At 54.1% G+C, this 19,387-nt stretch carries 19 protein-coding genes; 16 read left to right on the top strand and 3 right to left on the bottom strand.

Features of this window, described 5'->3' with window-relative positions; translation table 11 throughout:
• Position 1 precedes the first annotated feature (1 nt).
• The gene (locus ACPLPM_RS04330) at positions 2-505 is read left to right on the top strand and encodes a DUF2124 family protein (RefSeq protein WP_424359016.1); all 504 of its coding nucleotides are present in this window, start codon (positions 2-4) and stop codon (positions 503-505) included.
• A 1,038-nt stretch (positions 506-1,543) separates the two neighbouring features.
• Here ACPLPM_RS04330 and ACPLPM_RS04325 read toward each other — a convergent pair.
• Complete coding sequence (locus tag ACPLPM_RS04325) at positions 1,544-3,118, bottom strand: hypothetical protein (RefSeq protein ID WP_424359015.1); 1,575 nt, start codon at positions 3,116-3,118, stop codon at positions 1,544-1,546.
• Between the two features lie 112 nt (positions 3,119-3,230).
• On the opposite strand from ACPLPM_RS04325, the gene ACPLPM_RS04320 reads away from it, so the two are divergent.
• From ACPLPM_RS04320 to ACPLPM_RS04300, 5 genes are all read left to right on the top strand, one after another.
• The gene (locus tag ACPLPM_RS04320) at positions 3,231-3,788 is read left to right on the top strand and encodes a CBS domain-containing protein (RefSeq protein ID WP_424359014.1); all 558 of its coding nucleotides are present in this window, start codon (positions 3,231-3,233) and stop codon (positions 3,786-3,788) included.
• Positions 3,789-4,658: 870 nt separating this feature from the next.
• Positions 4,659-4,871, top strand: coding sequence for a histone family protein (locus tag ACPLPM_RS04315; protein WP_424359013.1), 213 nt, complete (start codon positions 4,659-4,661; stop codon positions 4,869-4,871).
• A 156-nt stretch (positions 4,872-5,027) separates the two neighbouring features.
• On the top strand, positions 5,028-5,507 hold the full coding sequence (locus ACPLPM_RS04310; RefSeq protein ID WP_424359012.1) for an Lrp/AsnC family transcriptional regulator: 480 nt from the start codon (positions 5,028-5,030) through the stop codon (positions 5,505-5,507).
• A complete protein-coding gene (locus tag ACPLPM_RS04305) occupies positions 5,504-6,691 on the top strand; it encodes an aminotransferase class I/II-fold pyridoxal phosphate-dependent enzyme (protein ID WP_424359011.1) in 1,188 nt (395 codons plus the stop codon). Before ACPLPM_RS04310 ends, ACPLPM_RS04305 begins: the two co-directional genes overlap by 4 nt.
• A 288-nt stretch (positions 6,692-6,979) precedes the next feature.
• Positions 6,980-7,516 (top strand): hypothetical protein, encoded by a 537-nt coding sequence (locus ACPLPM_RS04300; protein WP_424359010.1) that lies wholly within the window; start codon positions 6,980-6,982, stop codon positions 7,514-7,516.
• Between the two features lie 7 nt (positions 7,517-7,523).
• On the opposite strand, the gene ACPLPM_RS04295 is transcribed toward ACPLPM_RS04300, so the two are convergent.
• Positions 7,524-8,093 carry a hypothetical protein gene (locus ACPLPM_RS04295; protein WP_424359009.1) on the bottom strand — a complete coding sequence of 190 codons (570 nt, stop codon included), beginning with the start codon at positions 8,091-8,093 and terminating at the stop codon, positions 7,524-7,526.
• A gap of 167 nt (positions 8,094-8,260) precedes the next feature.
• Between ACPLPM_RS04295 and glyA the strand changes: the two genes are divergently transcribed.
• The 5 genes from glyA to ACPLPM_RS04270 all read left to right on the top strand — a co-directional run bounded on the left by glyA (position 8,261) and on the right by ACPLPM_RS04270 (position 13,235).
• Positions 8,261-9,562: a serine hydroxymethyltransferase gene (gene glyA, locus ACPLPM_RS04290; protein ID WP_424359008.1), complete on the top strand. Its 1,302-nt coding sequence runs from the start codon at positions 8,261-8,263 to the stop codon at positions 9,560-9,562.
• Positions 9,528-10,268, top strand: coding sequence for a phosphoserine phosphatase SerB (serB, locus tag ACPLPM_RS04285; RefSeq protein WP_424359007.1), 741 nt, complete (start codon positions 9,528-9,530; stop codon positions 10,266-10,268). The genes glyA and serB overlap by 35 nt, the downstream gene beginning before the upstream one ends.
• Positions 10,228-11,088, top strand: a complete 861-nt coding sequence (locus tag ACPLPM_RS04280) for a coiled-coil protein (RefSeq protein ID WP_424359006.1) — start codon at positions 10,228-10,230, stop codon at positions 11,086-11,088. Before serB ends, ACPLPM_RS04280 begins: the two co-directional genes overlap by 41 nt.
• 211 nt (positions 11,089-11,299) lie before the next feature.
• On the top strand, positions 11,300-12,397 hold the full coding sequence (locus tag ACPLPM_RS04275; protein WP_424360032.1) for a DUF373 family protein: 1,098 nt from the start codon (positions 11,300-11,302) through the stop codon (positions 12,395-12,397).
• Between the two features lie 154 nt (positions 12,398-12,551).
• On the top strand, positions 12,552-13,235 hold the full coding sequence (locus tag ACPLPM_RS04270) for a TetR/AcrR family transcriptional regulator (protein WP_424359005.1): 684 nt from the start codon (positions 12,552-12,554) through the stop codon (positions 13,233-13,235).
• 483 nt (positions 13,236-13,718) lie between these two features.
• Here ACPLPM_RS04270 and ACPLPM_RS04265 read toward each other — a convergent pair whose 3' ends face one another.
• Complete coding sequence (locus tag ACPLPM_RS04265) at positions 13,719-14,093, bottom strand: hypothetical protein (RefSeq protein ID WP_424359004.1); 375 nt, start codon at positions 14,091-14,093, stop codon at positions 13,719-13,721.
• A 224-nt stretch (positions 14,094-14,317) separates the two neighbouring features.
• On the opposite strand from ACPLPM_RS04265, the gene ACPLPM_RS04260 reads away from it, so the two are divergent.
• From ACPLPM_RS04260 to ACPLPM_RS04240, 5 genes are all read left to right on the top strand, one after another.
• The gene (locus ACPLPM_RS04260; RefSeq protein WP_424359003.1) at positions 14,318-14,728 is read left to right on the top strand and encodes a hypothetical protein; all 411 of its coding nucleotides are present in this window, start codon (positions 14,318-14,320) and stop codon (positions 14,726-14,728) included.
• 14 nt (positions 14,729-14,742) lie between these two features.
• On the top strand, positions 14,743-15,393 hold the full coding sequence (locus tag ACPLPM_RS04255; RefSeq protein WP_424359002.1) for a phosphoribosyltransferase: 651 nt from the start codon (positions 14,743-14,745) through the stop codon (positions 15,391-15,393).
• Positions 15,394-15,825: 432 nt separating this feature from the next.
• A complete protein-coding gene (locus ACPLPM_RS04250; RefSeq protein ID WP_424359001.1) occupies positions 15,826-16,743 on the top strand; it encodes an ATP-binding cassette domain-containing protein in 918 nt (305 codons plus the stop codon).
• Positions 16,733-17,950: an ABC transporter permease subunit gene (locus tag ACPLPM_RS04245; protein ID WP_424359000.1), complete on the top strand. Its 1,218-nt coding sequence runs from the start codon at positions 16,733-16,735 to the stop codon at positions 17,948-17,950. The genes ACPLPM_RS04250 and ACPLPM_RS04245 overlap by 11 nt, the downstream gene beginning before the upstream one ends.
• Positions 17,947-19,383 (top strand): NEW3 domain-containing protein, encoded by a 1,437-nt coding sequence (locus ACPLPM_RS04240; RefSeq protein WP_424358999.1) that lies wholly within the window; start codon positions 17,947-17,949, stop codon positions 19,381-19,383. Before ACPLPM_RS04245 ends, ACPLPM_RS04240 begins: the two co-directional genes overlap by 4 nt.
• Positions 19,384-19,387 lie beyond the last annotated feature (4 nt).

The raw sequence follows: 19,387 nt of genomic DNA, 5'->3' as shown, positions 1-19,387 counted from the left end.
TATGAACAAGAATACGATCGAGACTTCAAAAGGCCTGTCAGGCATGCTCAGGATGTTCAAGACCACGATGGTGGACAAGCTCGGACTGCAGCCCACCCACCGCATCGCCTTTGTGGGATGCGCCGGCACCTGCGTGCCCTTCATCGAGCTGTTCGCTTACACGATCAGGGAAACCATGCCCGGCATGACCCTCATCCCCGACGGCATCGTCGACGACGCCCGGAGCATCTGGTTCGTCAAAGATATCGGCATGCAGATCGGCGGCAACGCAGACCCCAGAGGAGCCGACTACGTAGTCCTCCTCGGCGGCATATCCATGCCCTCCAGCAAGCTGAGCATGGAGGCCACCAACAAGCTGATCAAAGAAGTCATGAAGCCCGGAGGCAAGGTCGTCGGCGTCTGCTTCATGGACATGTTCTCCAAAGCCGGGTGGGAAGGTAAGGTTCCATTCGACATGGTCATGAATGCCAACATCGACTCGGTCACCCTCGACAAAGTCGAATAATGCTGCTTATGCAAGAAGCAAAGCAGCATTACTTTTTTAATTAGATCATGGAAGCACGGCGACACTTGCATACCACCATAGCCAGATGGTGACTGAAACCACGGCGGCACAGCGACACAGAGACAACTGCGTACTACCTAGCCAGATGGTGACTGAAACCACGGCGGCACAGCGACACAGAGACAACTGCGTACTACCTAGCCAGATGGTGACTGAAACCACGGCGGCACAGCGACACAGAGACAACTGCGTACTACCTAGCCAGATGGTGACTGAAACCACGGCGGCACAGCGACACAGAGACAACTGTGATGCCGTAACATGGTACTCCTTTTTAGTCCACGGCGACACGGAGACAGCCCATTAACCAATAACGGTTTACTGGCCACGTGCTTCAGTATACCCTTATGATCACAAAACTGGTAAACCGCTTTTTATAGTGATTCTTGGTTTCTCCACCATAGTTACAAAAGACGATTTATCTCCGTACCGTCAGCTCGCCGTGCCACCGTGGATCAATAAAAATAGAGCCTGGTTATTCGGGTACGGTTGTCTCTGTGTCGCCGTGCCGCCGTGGTTAAAATAACCATCCCGCCATCGTTTCTCTCACTGTCTCTGTGTCGCCGTGCTGCTGTGTTGCATAATTCATTTTCTCTTCTTTGGGCCGAGCTATTGCAGGTGGAGTGACTCAGCAAGACGATCGTTGCGCTGTGCCAGGATCACAGATTACGACAGATGCCACAGATTGCACAGATTCTAATCGATGAGAAATGGATTTGCCGTCTACCGATTTTATTCTAAGGTCATCTGTGAAATCAGTGTAATCCGTTTCAATCTGTGATCCTGGCTCAGCGCAGCGATCGTCATCGCATCGCCTCGAGAACGCCTGCGACTGCAGGCGTTCAAAAGGCGAACATGAAGATAAGAATAATGCAACACAGCATCGCCGTGCCGCCGTGGTTAGAACATCTGTTTTCTAGTTGTCAGGATAAAGAGCCGAGCCGCCGTAGTTCTTCTCTTCCTGGTGGTTGCGGTTCATCAGAACTTCATCTTCCGGAGCAGCGAAGCTGCGATAGTGATCAATATTGCCCCAGCAGTTATGCCCGTAAGGGCGGGCCCTTCCCAGCCATGGGTGGCAGGTGGCTCCGGGGTTGGAGTGGGAGCGGGTGCCGGGACTACGATGCTGCCAGTGAGGGTCATGTCTCTGCCGGGGGATTCGAGGTATACCTTTACGGGGAAGTTCCCGTAGGTGCCGTTGGGGACCATGGTCCGGATGGTGAACTCCCGGGCTTTGCCGGGCTCTATCTTGATTCTGCCGCCGGGCACTCCGTCGATGTAGTACGGCCAGTTATCTGCGACAATGGCACTTGCCTGTACGGCGATGGGAAAGTTCCAGCTGTTGTAGACCCGGACAGGAATGTCGAAGGCGGTGCCGGTCGAGACGTTGAACTCAGGGTAGCCTTCCGGGGAGCGGTTGTGGCTTTTGATGATCGCGTCGTACAGCGGGTCGCCTTCCACCCGCAGTTTCAGGGTTAGCGGCTTCGACGATACGCCTTCCCCGCACAGGGTCAGGTTTAAGGTGTAGTTGCCCGGGGTAGTTTCGCTGGGCACGTATACGTAGAAATGGGTCTGGGCGATCTTGCCATCCGGGATGAAAAATTCCGAGCCGTTACCCGTCGTGGCGGTCCAGTTAGGGGGCAGATCGTCGACTCTGATGTTCAGGTCCTTATCCTGGGCGTACTTGTTCTCGGCAGTCAGCACGAAATCGGCGGTGTTACCCGGCTTGATCACTTTCTCCGGGGCGTTGGCGTAAAAGTCTATTGACTCGAAGGGGAGGTCCTTAACCACTACGATCACCGGCACCTCGGCAAAGTAGGCACCGCCGTTGATCACTACTTTCATGGTGTGGGGCCCCTGCTGGGTGCCCACGTATTTCAGGCGGAAGACCATCTCGTTGGAATCTCCCGACCGGATCATCATGGCCTCGCCCAGGGGAAACCAGGCCTGCCATTCAGGCGGGGTGACTACTGTGAAGGTGACCATCTGGTCGATCACCTGGAAGTTTTCCACGACCATGTAACAATCTACTTCTCGGCCAGGGCTGGTTTCCAGCACGGGATAGAGCGCGTAGGGCACGAACCCGTTGAAGGGGATGGGAGTCAAGCCGATGTCGAAAGTCCGGGTGCTCTGAAAGGTCTGCTCCGTGATCAGCGTCTGGAACCCGGGGGCGGCCGTCACCACGCTGTAGTCCCCGGCAGGTATCGCCACGGCGTAGAAGCCCACGGCGTTAGAGGTAGTCGATGCAAACACGATGTTGTTCCGGATGAAGTATATCTGCGCTCCTGGCACAGGAATGAGTACGCCGGGGCGGTCCCGGATGTCCGGCGCTTCGCTCACGTAGCCTTCGATCGTGACGATGGGCACGATCACGGGCGTCGGAATGACAGTAGGCTCTACATCTTCAGGGGTTTCTGTCTCGTTCGTCTCCTGGGCCTGGGCCGGGCAGGCTGAGGCGATCAGGACAATTAGTGCAGCCATCACTAACGCGAGCTGAAGAGCGGCTATGAAGGGCAGCACTTTCTGTTTAAAGACAGAGCCTACAGGCGGTATCACACACAGACTTCGGCATGCATTAATAAATATATTTCCGATAGAATTAATGTAAAAGGCGCTGACGTGGGCTTCGTAGATAAATATATATGCAACACGTGCTGTTTAGTCGATTATGGAACTGCCAACCCCGGAAAGCATCAAGAAGCGGCGAGTCAAGCTCGGCCTCACCCAGGCCGCCCTCGCGGAGAAGGCGAGCGTCAGCCAGCCGCTGATCGCCCGGATCGAGTCGGGCGACGTAGACCCCCGGCTGTCGACCATCAGGAGCATTCTGACCGCCCTGGACGAGATGGAGCGGTGCAAGGTGACAGCCAAGGACTTGATGACTTCCCCGGTGATCGCAGTAACGTCAGCCGATACGGTGGACAACGCAGTCAAGCTCATGGAGAAGCACGGCTTTTCCCAGCTCCCGGTGATCGACGGCGGCGTGCCCGTTGGCAGCATCTCTGAAAACTCGGTCGTCCAGGCCATGGGCACCGAAGACTTCGGCAGAGTCAGCGCCTCCCAGGTCAGGGCCCTCATGGAAGAATCCTTCCCGGCAGTATCCCCCGGCACCGACATGGGCACCGTCTCCCACCTGCTCGAGACCTACCATGCGGTGCTCGTCATGGAGCTCGGCAAGGCCATCGGGGTCATCACCAAGTACGATGTTATGCGGCTGCTGAACAAGTGAAGCAGCTTACCCCTTTAGTACCTTGCATAAGAGCTCGGGAACGTACACGAACGCTGCGCTGTGCATACCTGATTACTCTGAAGACGTGAGACAGCAACACGAACGCTGCGCTGTGCATACCTGATTACTCTGAAGACGTGAGACAGCAACACGAACGCTGCGCTGTGCCAGATCACAGATTGCGACAGATATAACAGATTGCACAGATTTCTTTTAAAATAAGGAATACAGCGAACCATTTCCCTTTTTGTTATCGATTAGCATCTGTGCAATCTGCGTAATCTGTTACAATCTGTGATCCTGGCACAGCGCAGCGTTCGTGTACGTTCGCGAGCACAGAGATAACACTTCTAATGTTTTCCGAGAAATCTGTATCAAGCACAGCGCAGCGTTCGTGTACGTTCATGAGCACAGAGATAACACTTCTAATGTTTTCCGAGAAATCTGTATCAAGCACAGCGCAGCGTTAGCCTTGTGATTCAAGCTTTCGGTTACAATACTTTCGATCTACTCTCCGGGCCATCTTATATACCAGCCTGTCCATCTGCGCATCATGCATAACCGTACTGATCACCGCGAGTGCAACCGTACAGGCTGCCCCTACAGGGCGCCGGCTTATACTGCTACCGGTAAAAGGAGCGGCTATTGTAGTATGGTTCGCTCAATGGCAGTATACTGTTGCCCCGATTCAGCCGGCCAGATACATTTATAATATCGTTTTCGGCCATTTTACTTTTATATATAACGTCTTTTTGCTTTTTATGACTATAATTGCCTCGAAAAGATTAAATAGGTCAAAATCGGCGAGAAAAGAAAATTTTATTAGGTATTGAGTGCTTACTTATGCTATACGATAAAGAGGTAGTTGTTATGACCGAGATTTCCAAAGCACCAATTTCCAGGCTGTTAAGCGAGGCGGGCGGCGAGAGGATCTCCGCAGAGGCCGTCGATGAGATGGTAAAGTACACCGAAGACTACGTCCTGAAGGTCGGCCGCGAGGCGAGCAAGCTGTGCGCCCACGCAGGCAGGAAGACCATCAAGGCCGAAGACATCAAGCTGGCTGTCGAGCGCCTTAACCTTTAAACCTGTTTTCCGGGCGTTTGAGCCCGGGGCTAACGCCCTTTTCTGCAGTATCGCCACCATTGCTTCAATGGGGAGCTGGAAGCTTTTATAGCTCTTGCTTAGGAGTTAACCTTTTAAATATGGAAGTCCAAAATGGCTTCAATAAACGTGGTCAATATGAGAGAAGTACTAGAGCTACTGGAGAAAGACGCAAGACTTTCTCCCAAAGAGATCGCAGCGCAGACGGGCTTAGACGAAAAAGAGGTAGCTAGCTTCATCAAGGCCATGGAAGCCCGGGGAATCATCAAGCGGTACAAGACCGTCATCGACTGGGAGAAGTTCGGGGACGAGTTCGTGTACGCGATCATCGAGGTTTCGGTGTCGCTGGAGCGGGGCGTGGGCTATGAGACGATCGCCGAGCGCATCTCGAGGTTCCCGGAAGTGGTCACCTGCATGCTGGTTTCCGGCGACCACGATCTCCACTTAGTGATCAAGGGCAGGACGATGAAAGAAGTGGCCTTCTTTGTCGCCGAGAAGATAGCGCCGCTGAACCAGGTCCAGCACACGGCTACGCACTTTATGCTGCGCTCCTATAAGACCGAAGGCGAGATCATGTTCGAGAAAGAAGAAGATACGAGGCTGGTCGTCCACCCATGAAGATCGCGAACAAGGTCAAAAACCTGCCCCCTTCGGGCATCCGGAAATTTTTCGACATCGCCTCCGGGATACCTGACGTCATCTCGCTGGGAGTAGGCGAGCCCGACTTCGTGACGCCCTGGAGGGTCAGGGAAGCGTCCATCTACGGGCTGGAGCGGGGCTACACGACGTATACGTCCAACTGGGGCCTTTTAGAATTAAGGGAACAGATCTCTAAGTTCATCTACGAGGGCGCCGGCGTCGACTACAGCCCGAAGAACGAAGTGCTGGTCACCACGGGTGTCAGCGAGGGCATCGACCTGGCGGTCAGGGCCATCACTGATCCGGGCGACGAAATACTGGTCGTCGAGCCCAGCTACGTTTCATACAAGCCGTGCGTCATCATGGCCGGCGGCAAGCCCGTCGTCGTGAACACCACGGTCGACAACGACTTCAGGGTCACCAAAGAAGACTTAGAGGCGAAGATCACCGACCGCACCACGGCCATCATCATGAACTACCCGAACAATCCCACGGGAGCGATCATGCCGAAGAAGAACCTCGAAGAGGTCGCCGACGTGGCCATGGAGCACGATCTTATGATCCTCTCGGACGAGGTCTACGAGAAGATGACCTACGAAGGCACTCACACGTCCATCGCCTCGCTCGAAGGGATGCGGGACAACACCATACTCTTAAATGGTTTCAGCAAAGCCTTCGCCATGACCGGCTGGAGGCTGGGCTTCGCGTGCGGCAACCCCGACGTTATCGAGGCCATGATGAAGGTGCACCAGTACACCATGCTGTGTGCGCCCATCAATGCCCAGATGGCGGCCATCGAGGCGCTCAAGAGCGGCCAGGAAGAGATGCAGGAAATGATCAAGGAGTACGATCGCCGGCGGCGCGTCATCGTTAAAGGGTTTAACGACATGGGCCTGGACTGCTTCGAGCCCAAGGGCGCCTTCTATGCTTTCCCCTCGATCAAGAAGACGGGCCTTACCGACACCGAATTCTCCGAGCGGCTAGTGTTCGAGAAGCACGTCATCGCCGTCCCCGGCAGCGTGTTCGGCGAGACCGGTGTCGGCCACCTGAGATGCTCCTATGCGACCAACATGGAGCAGATCAAGGAAGCGCTGGACAGGATAGCGGACTTCGTCAAAGAGCTGGAAAGAGAGCAGGCGCCGAAGATTAGGACAAGGACCTGAACTCTTTCTTTATACTTTAGTATCTCATATTCTATAAGAAGTCATTATTGAAACGTTTTGTACGAGTGCCCGCACCATTTACACGAAGTACGCGAAGTACACGAAGTACTCAAAGTACGGTAAAAACGGCATACTGGAAAATGATCGTATAGTAAAACTTCGCGTACTTCGCGTACCTTGAGTACTTCGTGTAAACGGTACCTGACAACCCGAAAAGATCAGAATCTATAAAATCAGTGACTTATTTTCTCCAATGTGCTTATTAGTGTTGCCGGCCAATTTGATTTCATGGCTTCACCGGGCAATCGCCTACAAAAATTTCTCGAATGGAAATCCCTTGCCATCGGTGTTATCGGCTTCATACTAATGGCGATAGTCCTTTTTACCATATTTCAGGTGGGCGAAAGTGACAGGATAGCCTTCGAAAGCGCACCGACACCGGTAGGTAACGGCATGGCTCCTCTCGGCTATTTCTTCTTCGGGTTCTTCGCTGCAATGTTCGCCGGCACTGTAGTAGGATGTCTTAACGTGCTGTTACATCCGGCCCTAAGGGGCAGGCCAGAAGAAGCCTTCAGTGCATCGCTCAAGGTTTTCGCGGTCACGGCTGTTCTCATTATTATATCTATGCCCTTGCTGGTACCCCTCGGGACGTTGATGTTGTCGGGAACCAGGGCGTTAAGCTCGGGAATCATTACAGGATACATAAATAGTGCAATAGCACTTGCCTTTTTCATGAGCTTCCTGCTTGTTCCGGGGTTTTTCGCAGCAGGGTTTTCGGGAGCGATTATAAGCAGAATTCTCCAGCCCTGGAAGGCTCAAGCTTGAGGAATGTTTACTTTAGCGGGCTGTCCCCGTACTTGACGGGTATGGTCTCCCAGTAGTTCTGAGCGAGGTAACCGTCAACCCAGCTCTGTACCTGGTCTTCGGTCCAGCTGTTGACCGAGCCGAGGTAAGCGGCCTGGACTTCCAGCGCCCTGGCCTCGGACTCCCGGGCAGTGTACGGGTGGTTTGAGAAGTAGACACTGTCATCGTAGGTGTGCTGCGCCTCGTGGACCAGTACACCTGCGAGCCAGTAGGGATTGGCAGTGGCATCTGCTGGGTCGATGTAGCAGATGCCGTGGTTGTCAATCTGAGTATAAGTATCAGTGGGCCTGATCTCCGAGATCCAGCTGCTGACCCGGAGGTAGTCCTCGGGGTACTCGGCCTGCAGTTTTTCCATGGCAGTGTTAATGCTTACTTTGAACCTGTCGTCACCGTAGACGGTTGGGCCCGGGGCGCCGAAAGTGCCGGCCGGCAGGGCTTCGTAGGCGACGGCGGTGGCTGAGGCCGGAAACAGCGAGGTTAGTGCTATCGCGAGTATAATGAGACATACTGCGGCCCTTGCGATCCTGTGGCTTGCCATGGTAGTAATTACAAATTTGTAATTACCTATTGATAATATTTTCTATGAAAGTGGTAAATTATCCTTACACTGTATCGCGACGCCCCTGCCGGGAGACTGCGAGCTTTTTTAAGGGCTTGCGTCTCCGCCGTCCTGTTCTGGCCACCCAAACCTTTTTATCCTTGACCATGTTTAGCAATATCAATAGCGAGGTTATCGTGTTGAATCCAGACGTGAGGACGATAGTAGACGCCGTCGAAGGGAGCCAGGACCTGTTCAGGCATTCCCTGCCGATGATCGCCAGCGAGAACGTGACCAGCCCGATGGTGCGGAAGGTACTTTCCTCCGACCTCGGCCACAGGTATGCCGAAGGTCAGGTAGGCCACCGCTTTTACCAGGGCTGCGGCTTTGTGGACGTCATCGAGGGAAAAGCCATCGAGCTCGCGAAGGAGATTTTTAACGCTCCCCACGTCAACGTCCAGCCAATTTCGGGTGTCAACTGCAACATCGCCGCTTTCTTCGCCCTGGCGGACCCGGGCGACAAGCTCATGGCGCTCGCGGTGCCGAGCGGCGGCCACATCAGCCACGCGAAGTTCTCGGCGGCCGGTATTAGAGGCCTTAAAATTTATACTCATCCCTATGATAACCAGATCATGAACGTAGACGTCGACAAGATGATCAAGCAGATCAGGGATATCCGCCCCAGGATCGTCATGTTCGGCGCCAGCCTGTTCCTGTTCCCCCACCCCGTCAAAGAGGCGAGGGCAGTCTGCGACGAAGTCGGCGCCAGCATCGTCTACGACGGCGCCCACGTCCTCGGCCTGATCGCCGGCGGCCAGTTCCAGGACCCGCTGAAGGAAGGGGCAGATGTGCTGACTGGCAGCACCCACAAGACCTTCCCCGGCCCGCAGGGTGGCATCATCCTGTGCAAGGAGAAGTTCGCGAAGGATATCGATGAGGCAGTTTTCCCCGGCACTGTGAGCAATGCCCACCTGCACCACAAGGCAGGCCTCGCCATTACGCTGGCAGAGATGAAAGCCTTCGGCAAGGCGTACGCAGCGCAGATCGTCAGGAACTCCCAGGCGCTGGGAGCCGCGATGGACGACCTCGGCTTCAACGTGCTGTGCAAAGACCTCGGCTACACTAAGTCCCACCAGATAGCGGTGGACGTCTCAAAGATCGGCGGCGGCTCCGTGCTCGCGTCAAAGCTGGAGAGAGCTAATATCATCACGAACAAGAACCTGTTCCCGTGGGACGATGTGAACACGACGGACAACCCCTCGGGTCTGCGCCTGGGCACTCAGGAGTTAACTCGCTTAGGTATGAACGAGCCGGAGATGAAAGAGGTGGCAAAGTTCATCAAGCGCGTCGCCATTGACAGAGAGGAACCCGAAAAGGTTAAAAAGGATGTCGTACACTTTAAGTCTCAATATCAGGCAGTGAAATACTGCTTTGATGGCGATGGTGCCTATGAGTTTTCACTCAGGTGACTCGAAGGAGGCAGACTGTTCTCGAAAAAAACTGATCATCTTTGATATGGACTCGACAGTCATAGACTGCGAGGGCATCATCGAAATGGCCCGCGCCAGAGGCGTGGGCGAAGTTGTGGCAGATGTCACCCAGCGTGCCATGAACGGCGAGCTGGACTTCGAACAGGCACTCATCGAACGGGTCAAGCTCCTCAGGGGCCTCACTGAAGACGACGCGAAACGCGTCGCCTGCAGCGTTCCCTTGATGCCCGGTGCCGGTAAGCTGATGAGCGAGCTGAAGGCGTGCGGATACCGCATCGCCCTTGTCTCGGGAGGGTTTACGATTATCGCGGACCGCGTTGGTTCCATGCTTGGCATGGACCACGTGTACGCAAATGAGCTTATGATCCAGGACGGCGTGGTCACCGGAGAAGTCCGGGGGCCGCTGACGAAGCAAAACTCGAAGAAGGAGGTTCTCGAAGAGATTTGCAAACTGGAAAACATTAGCCCGAAAGACTGCATAGCAGTGGGCGACGGGTCGAATGACCTGTGCTGGGTCGGTGTAGTCGGCACATTTGTGGCCTTCAATGCCAAGCCGGTAGTTCGCCAGGCCGCTGACGTAGTCGTAGAGGGCAAAAATTTGGAATCCTTGATTCCTATAATGAAAGAGGAGGAAGACGAGTTACATGCTAAAAGAACTGCAAGAAAAAAAATCCAAGTTCCTTAAGGACGCTGAGGAGTTAAAAACCAACAGGAATGAGTGGAACTCCAAGGCCAGTACATTTGCGAAGAGGAGGGATGAACTCAACAAGAAGACGAAGGAACTGATCGAGAAAGCCCAGGAATACCGCGTTAAGAGAGACGAGTTTAACGGACAGGTAAGCTCAAACAAAGAGCTGCGCAACGATCTGAACGACAAGGCAAACGAAGTCTACAGCAAGGTAGACGGCATCCGCAAGAAGGACAGCACTACCAGCGGCAGATCGCTGAACGAGCTCAGAAAAGAAATCGACCACATGGAGTTCAAGCAGCAGACTGAAGTGCTGAGCCCCGAGAAAGAGCGCGCTCTCGTAGACAAGATCTCCGAGATGAAGGAAGAGTTCAAGAAGAAGAAGGATCAGCTCGAGCAGAACCAGGAGCTCAAGACCTTCCTGACAGAAGCGCAAGGCTTTAGGGACCAGGCATCGGAATTCCACAAGAAAGTCAAGGAATTCGCAGACCTGGCACAGGAGTACCACGACAAGATGATCGAGTGCTTCCGCGAGGCCGACAAGACCCGGGCAGATGCAGACGCACAGCACAAGGAATTCGTCAAGGCACAGGAAACCGCCGACGAGTACCACAAGCAGTTCCTGAAGCTGCAGAAGGAAGTCCGCGACTTCGACAAGGTCATCGTTGGTCTCAAGAAGAAGACCAAGGCCGAGAAGGACACCAAGGACAAGGTCGAGTACAAGAAGCAGGCAGAGGATGTCTACGCCCAGTTTAAGGCTGGCGAGAAACTCAACACCGAAGATCTGCTCCTGTTACAGCGCTCCGGATTACTGTAAACTAAGATCATACAGGTTCCTCCCAGAGGAACCTACATAATTCTTTATTACTTTTCACAGGTAGCTACTGCCATATTCTGTCGAGGCTGCCAGGCTGTCGGGCTACAGCACTTTCACGTATGTCAGCGTAGAGAAGATTTATAATTGACAAACGCCTTGATGATACCGGAACAGAAGTCTTCCACGCACTTGCGAGGTAACCATCGTGGACATGCTGATCGTTTGTATTGACAAAGACGACGACATAGGCGTCAAAGGAGGAGTCCAGAGCCCGGTGATCGGGAGAGCGGCCTGCCTCGAAGCAGCATCCAAGCTGGGCGCTGCCGACCCTGAGGACTCGGACATCAATACGATCTTCGGCGGCATCCAGGTCTACGATGAGCTGAAGTCGGAAGGCTTCGACGTCGAAGTAGTCTGCATCGCAGGGCACAAGGACCTGGGCCTGAAATCGGACAGAGCCATCGCTCAGCAGCTCGACGACATTTTACTGAAGATGCCGGTGGAAAAAGCCGTGCTTGTGAGCGACGGTGCCGAAGACGAATCCGTCCTGCCCATCCTGCAGTCGAGGATGAAGGTCGAATCTGTCAAGAGAGTTGTCGTCAAGCAGGCGCAGAACCTGGAGAGCACGTACTACATTATCAAAGAGCTGGCCAGCGACCCGAAGGTCGCCAGAATCGTGTTCATACCTGCAGGAGTTACCTTCCTCGTTTACGCGATCACGACCCTGACGGGCATCCAGAATGCTGCCCCTGTGGCGATCGCCACGCTGATAGGCAGCTACATGCTGTACAAAGGCCTCGGTTTCGATGACCTGCTCCAGACCTTCACTTATAACCTGCGCAAGTCATTCCAGGAAGCCAAGCTGACCTTCGTCACCTACCTGATATCACTCATCCTCATTACGATGGCTTTCATCAGCGGAGCGCTCGAAGTCTTCAACCAGCTGAACATTGCCAACGGACAGCCGGGATACCTGATGCTGGCGGCGTGGTTCTTCAACGCGGCCATATGGTGGTTCGTAGCCTCTATGCTGGCCATCGTCATAGGCTGGATTATTGACGCGTACACAGAAGAAAGCGAGACATTGTACCGCTACCTTGCAACACCGTTCTTCCTGGTTGCCATGGGTACCCTTGTATGGGGTGGCACCGACTACATCATCAGGATGCAGGGCGACACGTCAATAGCGCTACAGCACCTGGGTATAGCAATACTGGTAGCAGTACTGGTCAGCTACATCGGCGTACAGCTGTCTAAATACGTGCGCAAGGTCGCACAGTTCAGGACCGTGGAAGTCATCGACTTCTAAGCCCGGAGCTTTTTCCTTATAGATATTTCACATACGGAAAGAAAACGGCATACATGGGCCTGCTACCGACCGGTCGGTAGCTATATATAGGAGATATTGGTAATTACGTCATCATGCTACCTACCGGTCGGTAGCAAAGTTCCAGGGTGAGAACGTGACAGATGCAGATACGCCGTCGGACCAGAACAGCGCCCCGGTTTCAGGGAAAAGTATAGTCATTACTACCAGGGACAGGATCATTGATGCAGCGATCGACCTCTTCTCAAAGAAAGGTTTCGAGGCGGCCTCCATGAGAGAGATCTCGGAGGCTGTGGGAATTAAGAAAAGTTCGTTGTACAGTCACTTCAAAGGTAAGGACGAAATACTGGAAACCATCCTCAAGCTCTTCATCGGCGAATTAGGTAAGTCAAACTACCAGCAGAGCAGCCAGAGTGCCATGATCGATCAGGTGCTCATATCTTCAGGCCCTGAAGGCCTTACGGACCTGGTCTGGAAAAAGTTCAACGAATCTATGGAAAACCCCCGGATATTGAGGATCTGGCGAATGATCGCCATAGAAATGTGCCGTAACGCCATGATCAGGAGCTTTTTCAGGAGACAGGTGATAGATCAGCCAGTATATTTCTGGGAAAAAGCGTTTCGCTCCATGATCGATAAAGGCCTTATCAAGCCTTCCGACCCGGCACTGCTGGCCCGGGAATACTACGCTTTCAACGTGTACCTGTTCTTAAAATACCTGCTCCTGAGCTGCGATACGGACTACGAGAGAATCAAGGCTGACGCACAGGCAGAGGCTCTGGCGCATACCCGTTATTTCCTCGAAGGGATAAAAATATGAAAATATTGGCCGTCACAGGAAGTCAGAAGGCCGGAGGGAATACGTTTAGCCTGGTCAGCAGCGGCCCACATTATTCGGCCTGCTTCAGTTCCAGTCACATATTGATTCAGTTATGATAACTGATTTTTCAAGTAGTCGAAGTAAAAATGGGATTGGTCCGGCCACGGGAGGCCTCGGTATTAAATCGCAAAGGCGCAAGGACGCAAAGACGCAAAGGTTTTACTGTTATTCCTTTACGCCGTTGCGCCTTTGTGCCTTTGCGAACTAAGAACAAGGCGGCCTGTCGCCGAACTATACCTCCAATGATCATGGAAAAGATATTACGCCGATTCCCCGGAGGTATAGATATCTCACACTGGCCGGGTAACCTGGTACACACCATACATCGATCGTGTAACCCGATAATAACCTGATAGTAGCCTGCTTGTGATAAAACATTAAAATATTTATCCGTATCAGGATAAGGACAGACTTATAATTCTCTTACTCTGGCAGCGGTCCCTGTCTCCGCCGGGCTTCCGGATCTTTGTTCTCCTCTCCCCCCGGCCCGGGAATCAGGCAACTTTCATCGACGGGAGTACAGTTTTTTAGCTCCCCTAGCTCTTTGCGGAAATGCGACTGCTCGACCAGGATATCCCTCTTGCGGAATTCCCGCTTTTTCGCATCCTCTCTGGCATGGTTTAACCACTCCACGGCCTGCTCCCTGCTCATCCCCCGTTCCATCAGGCTTTTAACCCGGTCTTCAAAGGGTATATTCTCATCAACCAGAGGATCCGTCGTGTCCAGGCGGTTCTCGATATCCATTTCCGCTTCGTAATCAGGTTTTCCAAAGTCCCCGATTCTGCCAACGCCAGCCATGTAATCTCCCATGTAATGTCTTTTTATATCCTATTAATGATCATCAACGGATTCCGCGGGCCGTTACGGTATGGACAGCGGGGGTATGCGGGCTCCTTTTCGCTCTATGTGGTGATAAGCTCTTTTTCGATATATCCGAACTCCTTAATGTCGTATTTACAACCCTGGCCGGCCCACTTGATCGCCGGACCAGGCTGCAAGATTGATCTTCAGGGGGTAACAGCATGGATGAGCAAAGCATGAATGCTGCGTGCGACACGGTAGGCAGCCAGCTGGGGTACAAGATCGAGCACAACGTGAACCTGGGAGCAGGCAACCTGGACCAGGTCTGGTCCAAGCAGGAGCATCCTAACCTGCCGGAGCTCAAGATGGCCTTCCGGCTCATCACGTCGAGCGGGGATGTCCAGCCCGACGTCATCGAGGCAGGCGCTATGTGCGCCCTCTGGTCCGACTGCGATCACCTGATATTCGTGGTGCCGGACCCCGGGACGAAGAAATCAATACAGGGCAAAGTGAGGGCATTTGACTCCATCGGAGGTTTTCTGCAGCTCCACAAGTACATAACGACGATAACGCTGTCAGAGCTGCTGAAGGGCCTGAAATCGGAGACCAGAACAAGCGAAGTTACTGCATAGCGTGATGTGAAACTATGAAGTTCAGGAATCGGGCCGAAGCCGGCAAAATTCTATCGAAAGAGCTGAAAGCCTTTCGAGGCAAGGATGTAATCGTGCTCGCCATACCGAGGGGAGGCGTCCCGGTGGGCTACGAGATAGCTCAGGATTTTAAGGCACCTCTCGATCTGGTCATGAGCAAGAAGATAGGCGCCCCATTTAATGCCGACTTTGCCATAGGGGCGGTTACATGGAATGGCGCAGTCATGCTCGACCAGGCAATGGTGGACAGGTGGCAGATCTCCCGGGAATACATCGGCGGAGAGGCGAGGCGGATCATCGGAGAGATGAAGGCGACGCTGGACGACCTGCGCGTCGGCCTCGGCAACTTCCCCAAGCTGTACGGGCGCACCGTGTTCATCGTGGACGACGGGATTGTCACCGGTGCCACGATGATTGCAGCAGTGGAGGCCATCAGAGACCAGGGTCCGGAAGAAGTAGTGATGGCAACCCCGGTGATACCTGCAGAGCTGGTGGAAGAGCTGAAGTACGTAGCCCCGCTGGTTTACGCCCAGGCTCCGGAGGACTTCGAAGCGGTGGGAGAGTACTACCAGGAGTTCGAGACCTTAAGCGACGAGCAGGTGAAGGAGTTCCTGATGCTGGCGAATAGCAGCGATCTGGTGAAATGAGAATAGTATAATATAACCCATAGAGGATGATTTTTTTATCTTTTTACCTATAAAGGATACAAATAGCTATTCTAACCCCTATTACAGGGTACGCTGCGCTGCGCTTCGACACAAAGGGCACAATGGACACGGAGGACACGAAGGACTATTCAAGGAACACGAAGGATGTGCCCTTTAACACGATCCCTTTGTGTCCTTGTTAATCCTTCGTGTCCCTCGTGACCTTCGTGTCCTTCGTGTTAAATATGCAAGGGACTGCTTCCAGTCGGTCACAGCGCAGCGTACCCTGACTCTATTTTACAGTAACTATATCTGACACCGGCGGGAAGGACAATAATCTGCCGCCTGTGGCACAGTAGTATATGACTACGGCACAATCCGTAGTTTTAATAATCCTTTTATATTTCCCGGTTGTATGGATAACTGACCGTTATGATAAAAACAGAGAGCCTGAGCAAAGTCTACGATGGCGTAAAAGCCGTGGACTCTGTAAGTCTCTCGGTTGGCGGCGGTGAGGTCTTTGGGTTCTTAGGGCCCAACGGCGCCGGGAAAACGACGACGATCGGAATGATGGTCGGCCTTATCGAGCCAAGCGGGGGAAAATGCTGGATAGATGACATAGATGTCACACGCAATCCGCTCGAAGCCAAGCGGATCACAGGATACCTGCCGGACGGAGTGGGCTTTTATGCGAACTTGTCTGCGAAGCAGAACCTGAAATACTTCTCACGTTTCTACGGCATGAGCGACAGCGCAGCCGATAAGAGGATTACCGACCTGCTGCAGCGAGTGGGCCTGGAGAAGGTCGAAAAGCCGGTAGGCGGCTACTCCAGGGGCATGAAGCAGCGGCTGGGACTGGCCCAGGCCCTGCTGAACGATCCCAAATACGTGTTCCTGGACGAGCCGACCAACGGGCTCGACCCTGAAGGCGTGATCCAGTTCCGCAACATCATCAAAGAGATGGCTGCCGAGGGCAGGACAGTCTTCTTCTCCTCCCACGTCCTCAACGAGGTGCAGCAGGTCTGCAACACCATCGGCATCATCTCAAAGGGGAAAATCGTAGCCCAGGGCACGCCTGACGAAGTCAGGAAGGCGATGAGCAAGGACGAGCACGTCACCATCAAGATCAAAGTGATCGGCACGATGCCGAAGCTGGACGATCCCCGCATCCTCAGCGCGAACTACGTCAACGGCAGCGCGATTATCACCGCCACCGAAGACATCCGGGACAACATCTCGGAGGAGTTGTACAAGAGCGGCATCCGCATCAGGGAACTGCACCTCGAAGAGCAGACCCTGGAAGAGGTCTTCCTGAATACCATATACAGAGGTGAAAAACATGAGGTCTGAACTGATCGTCGCGGCCAAAGAGTTCCGCGACCACCTGACAAGCAAGCGGTTCATCCTGATCTTCGCGGTCCTGATGCTGGTCTGCATCTACTCGATGGTCAACGGCATGGGCGACTACCAGAAGCAGCTCGACCAATACAAGAAATCCGCCGCGGAAAACCCGCAGCAGCCGTGGTACCAGGAACAGGTAGCCATGTACCAGAAGATGATCGCCGACGCGGAGGCCAGCGGTGCCCCCCAGGAGGAGATCGACAGCCTGAAGTTCCAGCTGGAACAGCTGACCAATCCGCCGATGCCGTCGGTGCTGTTCGTCTTCCAGAACCTGAACCAGTACTTCGCCCTCATCGGCATGGTGCTGGCAGTATCCATGGGCTTCGACCTCATCAGCCGGGAAAAGGAAGAGGGCTCGCTGAAGTCGCTCCTGTCCCACCCGGTGTACAGGGACTCGATCATCAACGGCAAGACCCTCGGCGCCTTCGGAGTACTGGGCATCGTGCTCGGCGCGACGTTCCTCATCACCATGGCTATCATGCTGATCTACGGCGTCATCCCCCAGATGAACGACCTGATGGCCATCGCCGTATACTTCGTGATGGCGCTGCTGTACTGCCTGGTCTTCTTCGCGCTCGCGATGATGACCTCCACGCTGGCTAAAAGCTCATCCATGTCGGTCATGTATGTCCTCGGGGTCATCATCTTCCTGATCGTGCTCTCGATGTTCTCGTACAACATTACCCAGCTCATCCTGGGCCCCCCGCCCGAGTACAGCGGGCCGATCTACTACGCGGAGCCGATGCCGATGCCCGTCGACGAAAAGATGGCAGTGAGCAGCGTTGCCGTTGATGCCACTTCGGATAACGTCACGATAGACAGAGGAGACGTGGGCATATTGCCCATGCCGCCGGTGGACGACCAGTACCAGCAGGCATGGCAGCAATACTACGAGCGCCAGACGATGATCATCCAGGCGATCGACTCGATCTCCCCGATGTCCAACTTCCAGAACCACATCGCCCCGGCGATCTTCAACCAGGGCTTCATGATCTACAGGTCCGCGCTCTCGTCGTACAAGCCGTACTACCCGCAGCAGGTCACGCTGTGGGACTCGCTGGCCTCGGTATGGGTGAACATACTGGTGCTGCTCATCGAAACGATGATCGCCTTCGCGGTCGCGTACGTCAAGTTCCTGAGGGTGGACGTCAGATGAAAACGAACAGAATCCTGGCCGGGGCGCTGATGATTGCCATGATGATAAGCCTGCTCCTGCCGGCAACAGCGCCGGCGCTGGCGGCCGAAGAGTACACCTCGATCCGTTCAGGCTCCGTGGCATCGGGCGAAATAGTCACCATTGACGGCTATTTCATCAAGTTCGACATCCTTAACGGCAGCAACGCCGCGCGCGTGAACATCAGGTCTGCAGGTTACGCGGAGATGAACTATACTATCATCGAGAACCAGTACTGTATATACTATAGTGGGCTGAAGGTTTACATCGCGGACATTAACGAATCGTCCGGCACCATCATGATGGATATCCTGAAGCCCACGTCAGGTGGCAGCTCCGGGCCCTCGTCCGGTACCAGCCTATCGTGCAGCACACCTGGTCAAACGGCCCTCGCAGGAGACAAAGTGGTCTTCCCCATAGTTATCCAGAACAATAACAACGAGGACAAGACCTACACCCTGTCTGCGACCAGCGGCACCGGGTGGAGCCTCAGGTTCACCTCGGGCGATAAGGGCATCTACAAGGTGTTCGTGCCCAAGATGCAGTCCAGCACGGTCAACCTCGAGGTCTCGACCAACGCGGCCACCGGAGTAGGCGAAAAGAAGATCACCGCCACCGTGGACGACAAGAACATCGACCTCTACGTCCACATCACCAGCATCAACCAGTCCGCTGAAGTCACCACTAAGGTGACATCGAAGATCGCATCCATAGGCGACAAGATCTACTACGATGTCAGGATCAAGAACCTCCAGTCCAAAGAAAACATCTACAAGCTCAGTGCTACAGGCTTGCCGGAAAACTGGTACTTCAGGTACAAAGAGGATATCTCCAGCATCGAAGAGATGGCTGAGGTAGTCATCCCTGCAGCCGGCGAAAAGAACCTGCTGCTCGAGATTGTCCCGCCTAACAGCGTGGCGACAGGCGACTACAACTTCAAGGCAGTCGTCACCACCCCCGAAGCCCAGCAGATCGAGAAAGACCTGATGCTTCGGCTGAAAAGCAGCGTCGACATGAGCATGACCAGCTCTAAGCTGGGGTACTCGGCCAAGCCGGGCGAAGCCTTCAACATCGACGTGTACATCACCAACACCGGCAACGGTGCGGCCCTGACCAACGTCGGCCTCGAAACCAAGGCACCGGAAGGCTGGCTGGTGCAGGTGACGCCCAACAGTACCAACAGCATCAAAGCAGGCCAGACCCAGACCTTCAGGGTCAAAGTGACCCCGCCGGGCAACATCGTCGCCAGCGATTACGACATAACGATCAAGGCGAAGAGCGACCAGGCGACGAAAGAGAAGGACTACAGGATTACCATCACGGTAGACTCCTACATACCGTACATCGGCGGAGCCATCATCGTGCTGGTAGTGGCCGGCCTGTTCATAGTGTACAGAAAGTACGGGCGCAGGTAACATT

The organism is Methanocella sp. MCL-LM, assembly GCF_049676595.1.
Taxonomy (GTDB): Archaea; Halobacteriota; Methanocellia; order Methanocellales; family Methanocellaceae; genus Methanocella_A.
This window is presented reverse-complemented; position numbering and strand designations above follow the sequence as displayed.